The 14,005-nt window shown below is 71.5% G+C and carries 16 protein-coding genes and 1 pseudogene; 8 read left to right on the forward strand and 9 right to left on the reverse strand.

Features of this window, described 5'->3' with window-relative positions; translation table 11 throughout:
* Positions 1-35: 35 nt before the first annotated feature.
* Together JJQ90_RS16070 and JJQ90_RS16075 are read right to left on the reverse strand one after the other, a co-directional pair.
* On the reverse strand, positions 36-875 hold the full coding sequence (locus JJQ90_RS16070; RefSeq protein ID WP_230410712.1) for a CHAP domain-containing protein: 840 nt from the start codon (positions 873-875) through the stop codon (positions 36-38).
* A 396-nt stretch (positions 876-1,271) separates the two neighbouring features.
* Positions 1,272-1,622, reverse strand: coding sequence for a RidA family protein (locus tag JJQ90_RS16075; RefSeq protein WP_216877103.1), 351 nt, complete (start codon positions 1,620-1,622; stop codon positions 1,272-1,274).
* Between the two features lie 87 nt (positions 1,623-1,709).
* Here JJQ90_RS16075 and JJQ90_RS16080 point away from each other — a divergent pair, with 87 nt between their 5' ends.
* Positions 1,710-1,994, forward strand: coding sequence for a hypothetical protein (locus JJQ90_RS16080; RefSeq protein WP_216877105.1), 285 nt, complete (start codon positions 1,710-1,712; stop codon positions 1,992-1,994).
* Here the strand turns inward: JJQ90_RS16080 and JJQ90_RS16085 are convergent.
* The 5 genes from JJQ90_RS16085 to JJQ90_RS16105 are packed head-to-tail and all read right to left on the reverse strand — an operon-like array spanning position 1,979 to position 5,444.
* Entirely contained in the window at positions 1,979-2,284 is a 306-nt protein-coding gene (locus tag JJQ90_RS16085) for a hypothetical protein (protein WP_216877107.1), read from the reverse strand. The two genes, JJQ90_RS16080 and JJQ90_RS16085, sit on opposite strands and share 16 nt — an antisense overlap.
* Positions 2,285-2,312: 28 nt before the next feature.
* Entirely contained in the window at positions 2,313-3,302 is a 990-nt protein-coding gene (locus JJQ90_RS16090; protein ID WP_216877108.1) for a Gfo/Idh/MocA family protein, read from the reverse strand.
* A complete protein-coding gene (locus JJQ90_RS16095) occupies positions 3,296-4,558 on the reverse strand; it encodes an MFS transporter (RefSeq protein ID WP_329959453.1) in 1,263 nt (420 codons plus the stop codon). Before JJQ90_RS16095 ends, JJQ90_RS16090 begins: the two co-directional genes overlap by 7 nt.
* 6 nt (positions 4,559-4,564) lie before the next feature.
* Positions 4,565-4,918: a hypothetical protein gene (locus JJQ90_RS16100; RefSeq protein ID WP_216877109.1), complete on the reverse strand. Its 354-nt coding sequence runs from the start codon at positions 4,916-4,918 to the stop codon at positions 4,565-4,567.
* Positions 4,919-4,943: 25 nt separating this feature from the next.
* Entirely contained in the window at positions 4,944-5,444 is a 501-nt protein-coding gene (locus JJQ90_RS16105; protein WP_230410713.1) for a hypothetical protein, read from the reverse strand.
* A gap of 102 nt (positions 5,445-5,546) precedes the next feature.
* On the opposite strand from JJQ90_RS16105, the gene JJQ90_RS16110 reads away from it, so the two are divergent.
* Both JJQ90_RS16110 and JJQ90_RS16115 read left to right on the forward strand, forming a co-directional pair.
* On the forward strand, positions 5,547-6,818 hold the full coding sequence (locus JJQ90_RS16110; RefSeq protein WP_216877110.1) for an amidase: 1,272 nt from the start codon (positions 5,547-5,549) through the stop codon (positions 6,816-6,818).
* A 292-nt stretch (positions 6,819-7,110) separates the two neighbouring features.
* Positions 7,111-8,577: a methyl-accepting chemotaxis protein gene (locus tag JJQ90_RS16115; RefSeq protein ID WP_329959454.1), complete on the forward strand. Its 1,467-nt coding sequence runs from the start codon at positions 7,111-7,113 to the stop codon at positions 8,575-8,577.
* 10 nt (positions 8,578-8,587) lie between these two features.
* Here the strand turns inward: JJQ90_RS16115 and JJQ90_RS16120 are convergent, their stop codons facing one another.
* The gene (locus tag JJQ90_RS16120) at positions 8,588-9,370 is read right to left on the reverse strand and encodes a helix-turn-helix domain-containing protein (RefSeq protein ID WP_216877111.1); all 783 of its coding nucleotides are present in this window, start codon (positions 9,368-9,370) and stop codon (positions 8,588-8,590) included.
* Between the two features lie 112 nt (positions 9,371-9,482).
* Between JJQ90_RS16120 and JJQ90_RS16125 the strand changes: the two genes are divergently transcribed.
* Positions 9,483-9,866, forward strand: coding sequence for a hypothetical protein (locus JJQ90_RS16125; protein WP_216877112.1), 384 nt, complete (start codon positions 9,483-9,485; stop codon positions 9,864-9,866).
* Complete coding sequence (locus JJQ90_RS16130) at positions 9,863-10,663, forward strand: alpha/beta fold hydrolase (protein WP_216877113.1); 801 nt, start codon at positions 9,863-9,865, stop codon at positions 10,661-10,663. Before JJQ90_RS16125 ends, JJQ90_RS16130 begins: the two co-directional genes overlap by 4 nt.
* Positions 10,664-10,666: 3 nt before the next feature.
* On the opposite strand, the gene JJQ90_RS16135 is transcribed toward JJQ90_RS16130, so the two are convergent.
* Positions 10,667-11,566 (reverse strand): LysR family transcriptional regulator, encoded by a 900-nt coding sequence (locus JJQ90_RS16135; protein WP_216877114.1) that lies wholly within the window; start codon positions 11,564-11,566, stop codon positions 10,667-10,669.
* Between the two features lie 120 nt (positions 11,567-11,686).
* On the opposite strand from JJQ90_RS16135, the gene JJQ90_RS16140 reads away from it, so the two are divergent.
* From JJQ90_RS16140 to JJQ90_RS16150, 3 genes and pseudogenes are all read left to right on the forward strand, one after another.
* Positions 11,687-12,331, forward strand: a complete 645-nt coding sequence (locus JJQ90_RS16140) for a DsbA family protein (RefSeq protein WP_216877116.1) — start codon at positions 11,687-11,689, stop codon at positions 12,329-12,331.
* Between the two features lie 45 nt (positions 12,332-12,376).
* The gene (locus JJQ90_RS16145; protein WP_230410714.1) at positions 12,377-13,228 is read left to right on the forward strand and encodes an MBL fold metallo-hydrolase; all 852 of its coding nucleotides are present in this window, start codon (positions 12,377-12,379) and stop codon (positions 13,226-13,228) included.
* Positions 13,229-13,360: 132 nt separating this feature from the next.
* Positions 13,361-13,645 (forward strand): annotated as a pseudogene (locus JJQ90_RS16150) (nuclear transport factor 2 family protein); the annotation flags it as partial.
* Positions 13,646-14,005 lie beyond the last annotated feature (360 nt).

The following is a 14,005-nucleotide window of genomic DNA, read 5'->3' on the forward strand; positions in this document are numbered from 1 at the left end:
GCCTGACGCGCCGGCGCGCCGGAAGTTGCGCGGTATCAGCGGGCCAGAAGCTGCTCCGCCAGCCGCTGATGCTGTGCGGCATGGGGGGAGGCGGCGTCGGCCACTTCGATGTAGCGCGGCGCCTCGGCGGTCATCATGCGGGTGCCGGCGGGGCGGTTGTAGATGAAACCATGGGTCGGATAGGTGCGGCCGAAGCTGCTGCTGTCATGGCCGACCTGGACGCGCACGGCGGTCCAGTCATTGCGGTCGGAGACGTCCATGACCACCACGCCACGCATCACCGTGCCACGGCGGATGCCGGGACCACCCCAATTGGAATGGTCGATATGGATGGTGCGGGGGCCGGCGACCCGGCTGACCACGGCGACATGGCCGCGGGACATGCCGCCGGAGGCGGTGAAGGCGAGCACGGCGCCACGCTCCGGCGCCTGGCCGCGGGCATATCGACCGCCTGCGTTGTTCCACCAATGGCGGGCATCGCCCGAAATCTCCATGCCCGTCGCCATCCGCGCGAAGGGTACGCAGGACAGGCCGGAGGTACGGGAGACGGGCAGGATCGGCGTGCCGGCGCCCGCCCCATGGGCCTGGCGCATCACGCCGAAAGTGGAGACCTGCTGGGCGATGGGTGCGCTGCGCGATGCGGCTGTGCTGGGCACGGCGACGGAGACGCTGCGGCTTGCCTGGCGGCGCTGCACGGCGCTCGTCTGTCGCGTGACATTGGCGCGGGCAGCGTTCTGGCGGCTGGTGGTGGGCCGGCTGGCGGTGGGCCGGTTCGCCGCGGGACGTTGGGCCGGCTGCGCCGTGGCACGGGCCTGGGCCGTGCGCGCGTTGCGCTCCGCGGCATCGGCTGATGGGACGAAGGCAGTGCTGCCCAACAGGATTAAGAGTGCTGCAAGCGTGCTTTTTGCCCGCATCGACTATCCCCTGCTTCGCCACAACAGCGACCCGTTATGGCTCGCCTGGAGGTTGCGGTAGCCGGCGGCGGTTCCCCGGGGCAACCCGCTGTGATGAAACGCGGCGAAATACGCGGTGATTCGTTCGGGGCGGGTGGGCGCGGGGCCACAGGAACAGACCATCTTCCTAGAGCGAAACACGCTGAAACACGAAGCCACAGTGTTGCGTCCAAAATGCAACACTCGAAACAGGGAATCCCGACAGGCCAGAAGCGAGTCACATGGCTGTCATGTTGTTGCCGAATGGGAAGGGCATCAGGCCGATATGAAAACGCGCCGGCCACCTTGACGGCGGCCGGCGCGCATCCGGAAGCGAACTCAGCGGCAGGCGGTGACCATGATCTCCACCAGGTGGCGCGGATCGGCCATGTTCGCCTCGACGCAGGCGCGCACCGGGCGGCCGGCATCGCCCAGCCAGTTGACCCACACCTTGTTCATGGCGTCGCGGTCGCGGATGTCCTTCAGCCAGATCTGGGCCTGGAGCAGGCGGGTATTGTCCGTGCCATTGGCTTCCAGCGCGGCGGTGATCTTCTCCAGCACCTGCTGGGTCTGGCCGGTGATGTCCTGGGACAGGTCATCGGCGGTCATGCCGGCCAGGTAGACGAAGTTGTGGTACTCCACCGAGGAGGACAGGATCGGGTTGCTGCCCTGGCGGGTGATCTTGGACATGAGCGGTTCTCCTCGTGGGGGTTGGCGCGCTTTTCCTAAGCTTGGTCGGCACGGGCGGCAAGGTGAGGTGCCATGCGGATAAGGGTCATGGCCGACTATCATTGCTGGCCATTGTGGTGGGATGCCGGGGAAGCCGGGAATATCGACCCGGCGACGCTGGCGGTGAGCGCGGCGCTGGCCGCCGACTTGGCCGCCTGGGCCGCCCGCTATGATGCCACGCTGGACGCTGACGACCCCGCAAGGTCGGGCTTCGCCACATCGGCCGCCGAGGCGGCGTTTGAAACGCAGGGCCGGTCCCTTGCGCGCCGATTGGCGAAGGAACTCGAAGACCGTGCCACGGTGCGCTACTGGCGGGATCAGCCCTCCGGCTGAGGCCGGCCCTCGCCATGGTCGGCCGCGCCCGTCACGGCGCAGCCACAGAAAGGGCAGCGCGCCAGGCGCGCGAGCTGCGGGGCCAGGGCCGGTGGCAGCGGCCGCCCTTCCAGCAGCTTCTCCACCTCCGCCTGCAAGGCGGCGTGGCTGTCGGTCGCCGGGCAGCCGGCGCCGTAATCGGCCATGGCCTCGGCCGAGGGGGCTTCCAGCCGGAAGGCCTGCGCCGCCAGGGGCGTCAGCGCCCCGGCGGCGGGCAGGCAGGTCAGCAGGGTGCGGCGCGATCTCGTCATGCCGGCAGGATAGCCCCGCAGCCCGCCGCTACGCCACCACGGCGTAGCTGCTGCCGGAGGCGGCGGCGCCGATCATCGCCTCGAACACCGCGACGCCATGGATCGCCTCCGCCACCGGCAGGGGATAGGCCGGGCCGCCGGCGACGGCGGCGGCGAAGGCGGCGAGCTCGGCCGCCTCGATATCGGTCTTGGGGAAGGTCTTGACCCAGCCCTCGCTTTCGCGCGGGGTGTAGGAAAGGGTCTCAAGCCCCTGCATTTGCAGGATACCCTCCGTGCCGAACAGGGCCACACGCCAGAAGCTGGGGCTCAGCGACAGGGTGGCGAAGTTCACCGTGGCGCCGGTCTCCAGCAGGCCCAGCATGGCCGTGGTGTCGTCGATGGTCTGGCTGACCTGGGCGTGGCTGTGCACCGTCACCTGCCGGAAGCGGCCGGCCAGGTGGATGATCATGTCGATCATATGGATGCCCATGCCGCCCATGCCGCCGAGCGGGCTTTCCGCCCGGTCCGCGCGCCACATGCCGGGCTGGTAGGCGCGCGCGCCGGGGCCGCTGAACTGGCCCTCGACATGCAGCAGCGTGCCCAGCGAGCCATCCGCCAGCATCGCCTTCATCAGCGCGGTGGAGGGCAGGAAGCGCCGGTTATGGCCCAGCGCCATCACCACGCCGGCCTTCTCGCAGGCCGCCACGGCAGCGGCGGCGCTGGTGCGGTCGAGGGTGAAAGGCTTCTCCACGAAGACATGCTTGCCGGCCTGCGCCGCGGCGATCACCTGCTCGGCATGCTGGGCATGCGGCGTGGCCAGCACCACGGCCTGCACCTCCGGGTCGGCCAGCACGGCGGCGAAGTCCGGCAGGATGCGGATGCCCTGCTGCGCGGCCCAGTCGCGCGCCTTGTCCGGGCTGCGGGTGCTGCCGGCGACGAAGCGCAGCGGCGCGCCCTGCTTGGGCTGCCCTTGGCCCTGCACGCTGTTCACCAGCACCTGGCCCCAGCGCCCCATGCCCACGATTGCGGCGTTCAACATCTGTCGTCTCCCAAAGGGGGTGGTGGTGGTGATTCGAGTTCCGCTTCCATGCGCTTCAGCCGCGTCACGCCCCAGGCGAAGACCCCCAGGAACAGCGCCACCGCCACCAGGGTCGGCCATTGCAGCCCGAAGAACTCCCCGGCCGCGCCCAGGGACAGCGCCCCCAGCGCCGGGAAGGCCCGGGTGATGAGGCCCCAGAGGCTCAGCATGCGGCCGCGATAGGTCGTGTCCGTCGCGCTCTGGATCAGGGTCTGCACGCTGATCCCATGGATCGAGGCGAAGCCGCCGATCAGCGCGGCGCAGAGCATGCCGAAGGGGAAGAAGCTGGTGGCGACGAAGCCCACCGTGGCCACGGCCTGCGCCAGCCCGGCGAAGACCGCCAGCCGCGTCGTGCCTTCCAGCCGGCCGCGGGAGGCCACCCAGAGCCCGGCGCAGAGCGCGCCCACGCCGAAACAGGCGGTCAGTATGGCCAGGCTCTCGGCGCCGCGCCCGAACAGGCGTTCCACGAAGGGCGGCAGAATCTCCTGCACCCCGCGCAGCAGCAGCGCGCCGAGCGCGGCATAGAGCAGGATCGGGCCGAGGCCCGGATGGCGCGCGGCATAGCGCAGCCCCTCCACCACCTCCCCGAACAGGCTTTTCGAGGCGGGGTGGCCCTGGCGTTCCTTGGGGTCGACCCGCAGCAGCCAGATCGAGATGCAGGCGAAGACATAGCCCACCGCATTGCCGGCAATCGCCGGCACCACGCCCCATATGGCGATCACCGGGCCGGCGATGGCCGGGCCGATGAAGCGGGCGGTGGCGAAGCAGAGCGAGTTGGCGGCCACCGCGGCGGGCAGGTCGGCGCGGGCCACGATGCCGGGCATCAGCGTCTGCCGCGCCGGCTGGGCGAAGCTGGCGGCGACGCCGCCGATCACCTCCAGCACCAGCAGGATGGTGATGGTCATATGGCCGCTGAAGGTGATGCCGGCGACCAGCGCGGATTGCAGGGCGATCGCCACCTGCGTCCACATCGCCAGCTTCACCCGGTCCACCCGGTCCGCCATCGCGCCGGCGAGCGGGCTGATGAACACCGCCGGCGCCAGGTCGCAGAAGGCGACCATGCCCACCCAGAAGGCGCTGCCGGTCAGTTCCCAGGCGAGCCAGGACACGGCGATGCGCTGCATCCACAGCCCGGTCCAGGCGACCATGGAGCCGGAGAAGAACAGCCGCGAATCCCGGGTGGAAAGGGCGCGCGCCAGCGCGCCGGAGGAGGCCACGCCCGCTCAGCGGGTCCGGGCGGGGGCCGGGCCAGGAACAGGGGCCGTGGCCGGCCCGCGCAGGCATTCGGCGATCAGCCGGTCGCGGTCGATCTGGGAGGCGCCGCGATCGGCCTCCAGCCGGCTGAAGGGGGTGGTGCCGGAAACGCCGCGACTCGATTCGGTCTCATCCGTGCGCATCAACTGGCCACGCTCGCGGTACTGCACGACCCGGGTCGCCTCCGCCCGGCAGGCCTCATAGGCCGCGTCGCGCTGGCCGGCCGGCACCGGCGGCGGGGCGCTGATCGGCTGCGGCAAAGGCAGGGTGCAGGCCCCCAAAAGCAGCAGGGCGGTGCAGGCGGGCAGACGGATCGGGGACATGGTCGGGACTTTCGGGGTCGGCGCGTCAGGCCGGGACGCGGGAGCCGGGCAGGCCGCGCGACAATAGCCCGCGAAGTTGCTCCGCGTCGAACCTCGCCCCGGCATCGAGTGGCATGGCCGCGGCGGCGCGCAGCAGGGAGGGATGCAACTCCACCCCCTCCGCCGTCACCGCAAACAGCCCGGCCATCCAGCCGCTGCGCGTCATCACCTCCACCAGGGCCAGCAGCCGCAGGCACAGCGCCAGGCCGGGCAGGGTGCCGAGGTCGGCGCGGCGGTCCACCGCCTCGGCCCAGGACCGGGCATCGCGATCGGCGATGGACAGCACCGTGGCGCTGCCATCCGGCCGGCGGAACAGCAGGGTGCGGGTCGGGCCCCAGCGCCCGGCATGGGCATGGGCACGCGCCGCATCCCAGGCGCCGAGCAGCGCATCCGGGGTGACGGCGGGCAGGGCCTCGGGGGCGAGCGGCACGGCGTAGGTCAGGCCGCCATCGGGCGTCTCGGCCAACTGGATCGAAGAGGTGGGCATCGCCGCAATGTGGCATCCCGGCGCCGGCCTGCCATCCCGCATGTTCCAGTCTTCTGGGCAAACCGGCTTCGCAAACCGGGCAGGGCGTGGCGTGATGGTGGCATGACCGATCCCAACCGCCTGACCGCCACCGAAGCCGCCCGCGCCATCGCCGCCGGCCGGCTTTCCGCCACCGACCTGATGGAGGCCTGCCTGGCCCGCGCCGCGGAACGCGAGCCGGTGGTGCGCGCCTTCGTCCATCTGGACCCCGCCGCCGCCCGCCGCGCCGCAGCCCGCGCGAAGCCCGGCCCGCTTCAGGGCCTGCCCTTCGCGGTGAAGGATGTTCTGGACACGGCGGAGGCGCCGACCGGCTATGGCTCCCCGATCTGGGCCGGGCACCGGCCGCGCGGCGATTCGGCGGCGGTCGCCGCGGCCAAGGCGGCGGGCGGCGTGGTGATGGGCAAGACCGTCACCACGGAATTCGCCACCCGCCATCCCGGCGCCACCGCCAATCCGCACAACTTGGCGCATACGCCGGGTGGTTCCTCCTCCGGCTCCGCCGCCGCCGTGGCGGATTTCATGGCGCCGCTGGCCTTCGGCACGCAGACGGCGGGCAGCATCGTGCGGCCGGCGGCCTATTGCGGCGTGGTGGGCTTCAAGCCGACCTACGGAACCTTCCACAGGGGCGGGATGAAGGTGTGTTCGGAAAGCCTTGATACCATTGGCATCATGACCCGCAGCCTGGCGGATTGCGCGCTGGCCATGGGCGCCATGACCGGCCGCGACTATCCGGACCCCGAGGCGAAGCGCGACCGCCCGCCGCGCCTGCTGCTCAGCCTGGGCCAGGCGCCGGAGGCCGCGAAGCCGGAGACGGTGGCGCTGCTGCATCGCGTGGCGGAGGCCGCGCGCAAGGCCGGCGCCGAGGTGGTGGAAGCGCCGCTGCCGCCCGCCTTGCTGCTGGCGGCGGAGCTGCACCCCTTCATGATGAACATGGAGACCCGCCAGGGGCTGGCCTGGGAATATGCCGAGGCGCGGCCGCAGATCTCCGCCGTGCTGCTCGACCGGCTGGACTGGGCCGGCGGCTTCCCGCCGGCGAAGCTGGGCGAGGCGCGCCGCGCCGCCATGGCCGCCCGCGCGGCCTTCCTGGACTGGACGGCGGCCTTCGACGCGGTGCTGACCCCGTCCGCACCCGGGGAGGCGCCGGCGGGGCTGCATCATACCGGGGAGGCGACCTTCAACCTGCTCTGGACCCTGCTCTACGGGCCGAACGTCACCATCCCGGCCGGCACCGGGCCGGGCGGCCTGCCGCAGGGCGTGCAACTTGTGGGGCGCATCGCGGAGGACCCGGCCCTGCTGGGCACGGCGCGCTGGGTGCAGGCGGCGCTGGAGGGTTGATATCAGCGGCCCTTTTGCGTGACCGCTCCAGGGTCCCTCAATCGTGCCGCAGGCACGCCAGAGGCGTGACGGGCGGAAACCCCCGGTTTCCTTGGCTTCGTCGCGCCAAAGTCTCGCCTTTGGCGCGACGCACTTGCGGCGGCGCCCATTCGGGCGCTCGGACCGGTCAAGAGACCGGTCCGCCGGTATGAGGCGGGGACGTCGCGCCATGGCCTAGTCAGAAGGTCGGGAATTTAAGCGAAATGAAATCAGTGTGAGCGAAAATCCTGAGCCCCCAGATCAGGAGTTCGCCGTGTTCCTTCGACCCCAGCGCCCCGACCGCAGCATCGAGCGCCTGGCCGCGCTGGAATGCGTGCGCGCCAAGATCATGATCGCGGACCCCGACCTGAACATCATCTACATGAACCAGGCGGTCACCGCGCTGATGGCGGAGGCGGAGGCGGAGCTGAAGCGCGAATTGCCGCGCTTCAGCATGGCCACCCTGCTGGGCAGCAATATCGACGTCTTCCACAAGACGCCGGACCACCAGCGCCGCATGCTGGCGGCGCTCGACAAGCCGCATTCCGCCACCATCCGCATCGGCCGGCGCGCCTTCGACCTGCTGGTCACCCCGATCAGCCAGGGCGACCGCCGTGCCGGCTTCGTGGTGGAATGGGAGGATGCGCATCATCGGCTGCTGAACCTGGACTACGCCGCGCAGATCGCCGCGATCGGCCGTGCCCAGGCCGTGATCGAGTTCGGAACGGACGGCACGATCGTCACCGCCAACGACAACTTCCTGACAACCATGGGCTATGGGCTGGAGGAGATCCGGGGCAAGCACCATCAGATATTCGTCGAACCCGGCTACGCCCGCTCCGCCGACTATGCCGCCTTCTGGGAGGCGCTGCGCTCCGGCAAGCCGATGTCCGCGCAGTACAAGCGCATCTCGAAAACCGGGCGGCCGATCTGGATCGATGGGTCCTACAATCCGATCCTCGACCACAACGGCCGGGTGACGAAGGTGGTGAAGTTCGCCACCGACATCAGCGCGCAGATTGAGCTGCTGGGCAACCTCAGGGACAATATCGTCGAGGTGGACCGGGAGGTCGGCCGGTCCAATACGGAGTCGGTGGCAGCCAGGCAGGCGGTCGGCACCGCGACGGCCAATGTCTCCTCCGTCGCGCAGAATGCCGAACAGCTCGCCGAATCCATCCGGGTGATCTCCGGCAATATGGTCGCCTCCCAGACCGCCACCGATGCCGTCTTCCAGCAGGCCGCGCGCGTGGCGACGGAGACGGAGGGCCTGGCCGGCGCCACCCAGGCGATGAGCGGCATCGTCGCGCTGATCCGCAGCATCGCCAGCCAGATCAACCTGCTGTCCCTGAACGCCACCATCGAGGCGGCACGCGCCGGAGAGGCCGGAAAGGGCTTCTCCGTCGTCGCCTCCGAGGTGAAGAACCTGGCGGTACAGGCGGCCCAGGCGACGGAGCAGATCACCAAGGAAATCGACAGCCTGCAATCCCGCTCCGCCAGCGTGGCGCAGGCCGTCATCAGCATCCGCGAACAGGCCACAACGGTGCGTGACCAGGTGACCCATGCGGCGGAGGCTGTGCAGGAGCAGGCGAGCGTCACCCAGGGCATGTCCGGCAGCGCGCAGAATGCCGCCGACGCGGTCAGCGCCGTGCTGGGCAGCGTCACCGAGATGGAGGCGGCGGTGGGCAGCGTCTCCACCGCCATGCGCAAGACCATGGAGGCGGCGCAGGCCCTGGCGCGCTGACCCAGGGGCCTCAGGCGAGCCGGCGCAGGCGTTCGGCCGTCCCGGCATCCGCCGGGTAGAAGGCCTCGATCGCCAGTTCCGACAGCGTCACCTCCACCGGCGTGCCGAAGACCGCGGTGGTGGAAAGCAGCGTGAGCCGCCCGGCCGGGCTGTCCAGCACCAGCGGCACCACCACGCCGCCGGGCGCCAGCCCCGGCGTGGTCGGCGCGGCCGGCGCCGGGGCGGGCAGGGCGCGCAGTTCGGCCAGCAGATCGGCCAGCACCGCATCACCGCTCGCTTCCACCTGCCGGTGCAGCCGTTCCAGCACATGGGCGCGCCATTCGAAAAAGTTGCCGATGCGGGGCGCCAGGCCGCCGGGGTGCAGGCTGAGCCGCAGCACATTCGCGGGCGGCGCGAGCAGCGCGGGCTCGGCAATGCCGGTGAGCAGTTTCGGCAGCACCGCATTGGCCGCGACCAGATGCCAATGCCGGTCCACCGCCAGCGCCGGGTTCGGCGCCTGCGCGTCCAGGATCAGCTGCACCGCCTCCCGCACGCCCGCCATCGCCACATCCTCCCGATAGGCGGGCGCGTAGCCTGCGGCGAGCAGCAGGGTGTTGCGGGCGCGCAGCGGCACGTCGAGCTGGCCGGCGAGGCGCAGCACCATCTCCCGGCTCGGCCGGGCGCGGCCGGATTCGACGTAGCTGAGATGCCGAGTCGAGATTTCGGCATCGAGCGCGAGGTCGAGCTGGCTGCGGCGCCGGCGCTGGCGCCATGCGCGCAGCAGGGTGCCGATGGGGGGATGGGAGCTGGACATGCCGGCGATCCTACGCCGCTCCGCGGCCGGCTTCCCATGACCTGTGAGGTTATCGCGCGGCGGCGGCCGGCGGGTGTTGGGTGGGGTCCTCGGAACCCGAAGGAGATCCCCGATGACGATGCTGAAATGGGCGCTGCTCGGCGATGCCGCCGCCTGCGCCGCCTCCGGCCTGTTGCTGGCGGGCGTTGCCGGCGTGCTGGCCGCCCCGCTCGGCCTGCCGGAGGCGTTGCTGCGCGGGGCCGGCTTTTTCCTGCTGCCCTGGGCCGGATTCGTCGCGCTGGTCGGCCGCAGCACACAGCCCTCGCGTGGTGCGGTGCTGGCCATCATCGCGGTGAACGCGCTGTGGGTGCTGGACAGTCTGCTGCTTGCCGGTGGCGCCTTTGGCTTCGTGCCGAGCCACCTCGGCCAAGCTTGCGTCATGGCCCAGGCGGCCATGGCCGCGGGCTTCACCGCACTGCAGGTGCTGGCGCTGCCGGCGCGACAGGTGCCGGCATGATCCGCACCCGCGACGGCGTCGGGCTTTTCCACCGCGAGGCCGGCCAGGGCGCGGCCGTGGTCTTCCTGGCAAGCTGGTCGCTGCCGAGCGATAGCTGGTTCCAGCAGATGCACGCCATGGCCGCCGCCGGGCTGCGCGCCGTGGCCTATGACCGGCGGGGCCATGGGCGATCCGACGACCCCGGCCGCGGCTGGGACTACGACACGCTGGCCGATGACCTCGCCGATGTGCTGGCGGCGCTCGATCTACGCGGGGTCACGCTGGTGGCGATGTCCGGCGCGGCCGGGGAGGCGGTGCGCTACCTGACCCGCCACGGCCGCAACCGCATCGCCCGGCTGGCGCTGATCGGCCCGACCACGCCGCTGCTGGTGCAGCGCCCGGACAACCCGGACGGTATTCCGGCGGCGGCGCTGGATGCGTTGCGGGAGGAGCTGCGGCAGGATTTTCCGGCATGGCTTGAACGCAATGCGCGGGCCTTTGGCGGCCCCAGAGCCTCGGATGCCATGCTGGGCTGGATCTGCGCGCTGGCCCGCCAGGCCAGCCTGCCGGGGCTGCTGGCATTCCATCGCAGCCTGACGGAGACGGATTTTCGCGCCGAGCTCCGCGCGCTGGACCTGCCGGTGCTGGTCGTCCAGGGCGATGCCGATGCGACCTGCCCGATCGAGCTGACCGGCGCGGCCACCGCGGCGCTGGTGCCCGGCGCCCGCCTGCTGGCATTTCGGGGCGCGCCGCACGGGCTGATCGTCAGCGATCCGGAGCGGCTGGCGGCGGAGCTGGTGGCCTTCGCCACCGACTGAACCTCAACCGGGCGCGGCCGCGTGCTTCTCGGCCTCCATCAGCAGCGCCAGGAAGCTGGTGACCTTGGCCGGCCGGAAGCGCGCGGCCGGCAGAACGGCGTGGATGCCGCCCGAAGGCAATTGCCAATCCGGCAGCGCCCGCACCAACTGTCCGGATGCGAGCAGTCCGCTCACCAGGAAGTCCGGCAGCACCGACAGCCCGGCACCGGCCCGCACCGCCGCCAGCGCGCCCGGCGTGGTGTCGATGGACAGCGACGCGCCCAGCCGCACGGCGCGGCGCTCCAGCGCGCCCTGGGAGAACTGCCACAGCAGCGGGTCGCGCAGCGCGGCATTGGCAATGAAGGGCAGGCGGGCGACATCCTCCGGCGCCCGCAGGGCCGCGATGGCCTCGGCGAAGGTGGGGCTGCCCACCAGAAGCTGCTGAAAGCCGCCGATGCGCCGTGCCTGAAGGCTGGAATCGGTCAGCCAGCCGACGCGGATGGCGAGGTCCAGCGCGCCGGAGACCAGGTCCAGCGCCGCATCGCCCAGCGTCAGCTCCACCCGCATCGCCGGGTGGCGCGCCAGATAGGCGGTGACCACCGGCACCAGCCGCGCCACGCCATAATCGTTCGGCGCCGTCAGCCGCAGCGTGCCGGTGGGCGCCGCGACCGCCTGGGCGAGCTCGGCATAGGCGTCCTCGGCCTCCCGCAGCAGCAGGGTGCAGCGGGCATGGAACAGGCGGCCGGCCTCGGTGGGGTTCACGCGGCGGGTGGTGCGGACCAGCAGGGTGGTGCCGGTCTCCCGCTCCAGAAGCTGGACCTGCTGGCTGACCACCGCCTTGGTGATGCCGAGCCGGGCAGCCGCGCGGGTGAAGGAGCCGGTGTCCACGACGGCGGCGAAATAGGCGAGGCGGTTGAGGTTCATGCCGCGCCACAGGGGCAGGGCGGGACCTCAGTTGTCAAGTTAATGCAGACGATATGTCCGATCCGTCGGCCTTATCGCACCAGTCCCCGCATGCCATTTCTCGGCGGCAGGAGCACCGCCATGACGACAGGGACGCCGATCACCTACCTCTTCGACCCGCTCTGCGGCTGGTGCTACGGCGCCGCGCCGGTGCTGGACCAGCTCGCCAGCCTGCCCGGCCTGGCGCTGGAGCTCGCCCCGACCGGCTTGTTCGCCGGCGCGGGCGCGCGGCCCATGGAGCCGCGTTTCGCCGCCTATGCCTGGTCCAACGACCAGCGCATCGCGCGGCTGACCGGCCAGGTCTTCAGCGAGGCCTATCGCCACAGGGTGTTGGCCGACACCGCCCGGCTGTTCGATTCCGGCCCGGCGACGCTGGCGCTGACCGCCGTTGTGCTCACCGACCCGGACCGGATGCGGCCGGCGCTGCGGGCGATCCAGCACGCACGCTACGTGGCCGGCGAGGACATCACCGACACCGCCCTCCTGGCGCGCATCCTGACGGAGGCCGGCCTGCCGGACGCCGCCGCCCGCCTCGCCGCGCCCGATGCGGCGCTGCGCGCGGCGCTGGGCCAGCACATCACCGCCAGCCAGGCCCTGATGCAGGAGATGGGCGCGGAGGGTGTGCCGGCGCTGGTCGTCGGCACCGGCCCCTCCTGCCGCCTGCTGCCGGCGAGCGTGCTGTTCGGGGGCGCGGATGCGCTGCTCGGCAGCCTGGCCGCCGCCTGACATTTTTCGAAGGAGACCTGGGCCATGACCACGAGGAGAACCCTGATGACCGCCGCCCTCGCCGCCACCGCAATGCCCGCCGCGGCCGCCAGCCTGACCCTGCGCCACCTGCCGGCCGGCCCGACCGGCTTCTTCCGCGCCCCGGTGCTGATTTCCGGCGCGACGGAAGCCGTGCTCGTCGATGGCGGCTTCACCCTCTCCGATGGCCGCGCGACCGTGGAGGCGGTGCGCGCCAGCGGTCGCCGCCTGACCACCATCTACATCAGCCAGAGCGATCCCGATTACTACTTCGGCCTGCGCCCGCTGCGCGATGCCTTCCCGGAGGCCCGCATCCTCGCCGCGCCCGAGACCATTGCCGCGATCCAGGGCAATGTGGAGAAGAAGCTCGCCACCTGGAGCCCGCAGCTGCGCGACAACGGTCCGGCCAGCCTGGCGGAGGTGGTGATCCCCGCGCCCTTCACCGGCAGCGCCCTGACCGTGGATGGCGCCACCGTCGAGATCGTCGCCGCCGAGGGCATGGAAAACCGCCGCTATCTTTATGTGCCGGAGCTTCGGGCCGTGGTCGGCGGCGTGCTGATCTTCGCCGGCGTGCATGTCTGGACCGCCGATACCCAGACGCCCGCGCTGCGGGCTGCCTGGCGCGCCAATCTGGAGCGCATCGCGGCGCGCCGGCCGGCCGTGGTGGTGCCGGGCCACATGACGCCGCAGGCACCGACCGACCTCTCAGCCGTGACGCATACCCTGGCCTATCTCACTGCCTTCGAGGAGGAGCTGGGCCGCGCCGCCAATGGCGCGGCGCTGAATGCGGCGATGAAGGCGCGCTTCCCGGGCCTCGGCATGGAAGTGGCGATCGACATCGGTGCCCGGGTCGCGACCGGCGAGATGCCGTGGGGCTGAGCATGTCCGCCAACCTCGACCTGATCCGCGCCACCTATGAGGGCAGTTCGGGGGAGAATGGCCGCAACCTGCTCGCGGCCCCTCGCGCCGGATGCCGAATGAACGGAGGCGGAGGGCTTCCCCTATGCCGGCAGCTATGTCGGGCCGGAGGCGATCCTGGCCGGCGTGTTCCGACGGCTGGGCCGCGCGTGGATCGGCTACCGCGCCGAGGTCCATACCTTCCTGGAGGATGGCGACCGTGTCGCCGCCTTCGGCGTCTATTCCGGCACCTACCGCGCCACCGGTCGGGCGATGCGGGCCAGCTTCGCGCATCTGTATGAACTGCGCGACGGGCAAATCGCCCGGATGACGCAGTATGTGGACAGCGCCATGGTGCGGGCGGCGATGGTGCCGGGCGAGGCTATCCCGGCAGGCTGAGACGCTGGCCGAGCCCCGGCTTCCCGAACCAGCGCACATGTTCCGCCACCAGGTCCATCGACAGCGCCGCGCCAGCGGGCAGGGCGAGGAGAAGTCGCCCCCGCCCGGCGGCAGCGTGCCTTGGGCAGTGGGTGGCGGCGCCAGTTGCGGTCGGCCAGCGTCCCATCCGGCTTCAGCAGCAGCAGGCCGAGATCGACCGCGCCGCGCTGCGCGCCGGAGGGCAGCCAGGTGGCGCTGCCCTGGTTCTCAAGCCGCAGCGCGAGGTGCAGCCCCTGCGCATCGCGTCGCAATCTTGGCGCGCGGGGCGAAGGGCTTGCGGAAGCTCCAAAGCTCGGGCGTCAGGTCGTCATGCGAGGCATC

This window comes from Falsiroseomonas oleicola (assembly GCF_019029495.1).
GTDB classification, from domain to species: Bacteria; Pseudomonadota; Alphaproteobacteria; order Acetobacterales; family Acetobacteraceae; genus Falsiroseomonas; species Falsiroseomonas oleicola.

Coding starts and splice junctions, on each gene's coding strand:
- JJQ90_RS16135 (WP_216877114.1), bottom strand. CDS start 11,566: ATGAACCTCAACCGCCTCGCCTATTTCGCCGCCGTCGTGGACACCGGC.
- JJQ90_RS16085 (WP_216877107.1), bottom strand. CDS start 2,284: ATGACGAGATCGCGCCGCACCCTGCTGACCTGCCTGCCCGCCGCCGGG.
- JJQ90_RS16100 (WP_216877109.1), bottom strand. CDS start 4,918: ATGTCCCCGATCCGTCTGCCCGCCTGCACCGCCCTGCTGCTTTTGGGG.
- JJQ90_RS16145 (WP_230410714.1), top strand. CDS start 12,377: ATGACCGCCGCCCTCGCCGCCACCGCAATGCCCGCCGCGGCCGCCAGC.
- JJQ90_RS16105 (WP_230410713.1), bottom strand. CDS start 5,444: ATGCCCACCTCTTCGATCCAGTTGGCCGAGACGCCCGATGGCGGCCTG.
- JJQ90_RS16130 (WP_216877113.1), top strand. CDS start 9,863: ATGATCCGCACCCGCGACGGCGTCGGGCTTTTCCACCGCGAGGCCGGC.
- JJQ90_RS16125 (WP_216877112.1), top strand. CDS start 9,483: ATGACGATGCTGAAATGGGCGCTGCTCGGCGATGCCGCCGCCTGCGCC.
- JJQ90_RS16120 (WP_216877111.1), bottom strand. CDS start 9,370: ATGTCCAGCTCCCATCCCCCCATCGGCACCCTGCTGCGCGCATGGCGC.
- JJQ90_RS16075 (WP_216877103.1), bottom strand. CDS start 1,622: ATGTCCAAGATCACCCGCCAGGGCAGCAACCCGATCCTGTCCTCCTCG.
- JJQ90_RS16090 (WP_216877108.1), bottom strand. CDS start 3,302: ATGTTGAACGCCGCAATCGTGGGCATGGGGCGCTGGGGCCAGGTGCTG.
- JJQ90_RS16110 (WP_216877110.1), top strand. CDS start 5,547: ATGACCGATCCCAACCGCCTGACCGCCACCGAAGCCGCCCGCGCCATC.
- JJQ90_RS16140 (WP_216877116.1), top strand. CDS start 11,687: ATGACGACAGGGACGCCGATCACCTACCTCTTCGACCCGCTCTGCGGC.
- JJQ90_RS16080 (WP_216877105.1), top strand. CDS start 1,710: ATGGCCGACTATCATTGCTGGCCATTGTGGTGGGATGCCGGGGAAGCC.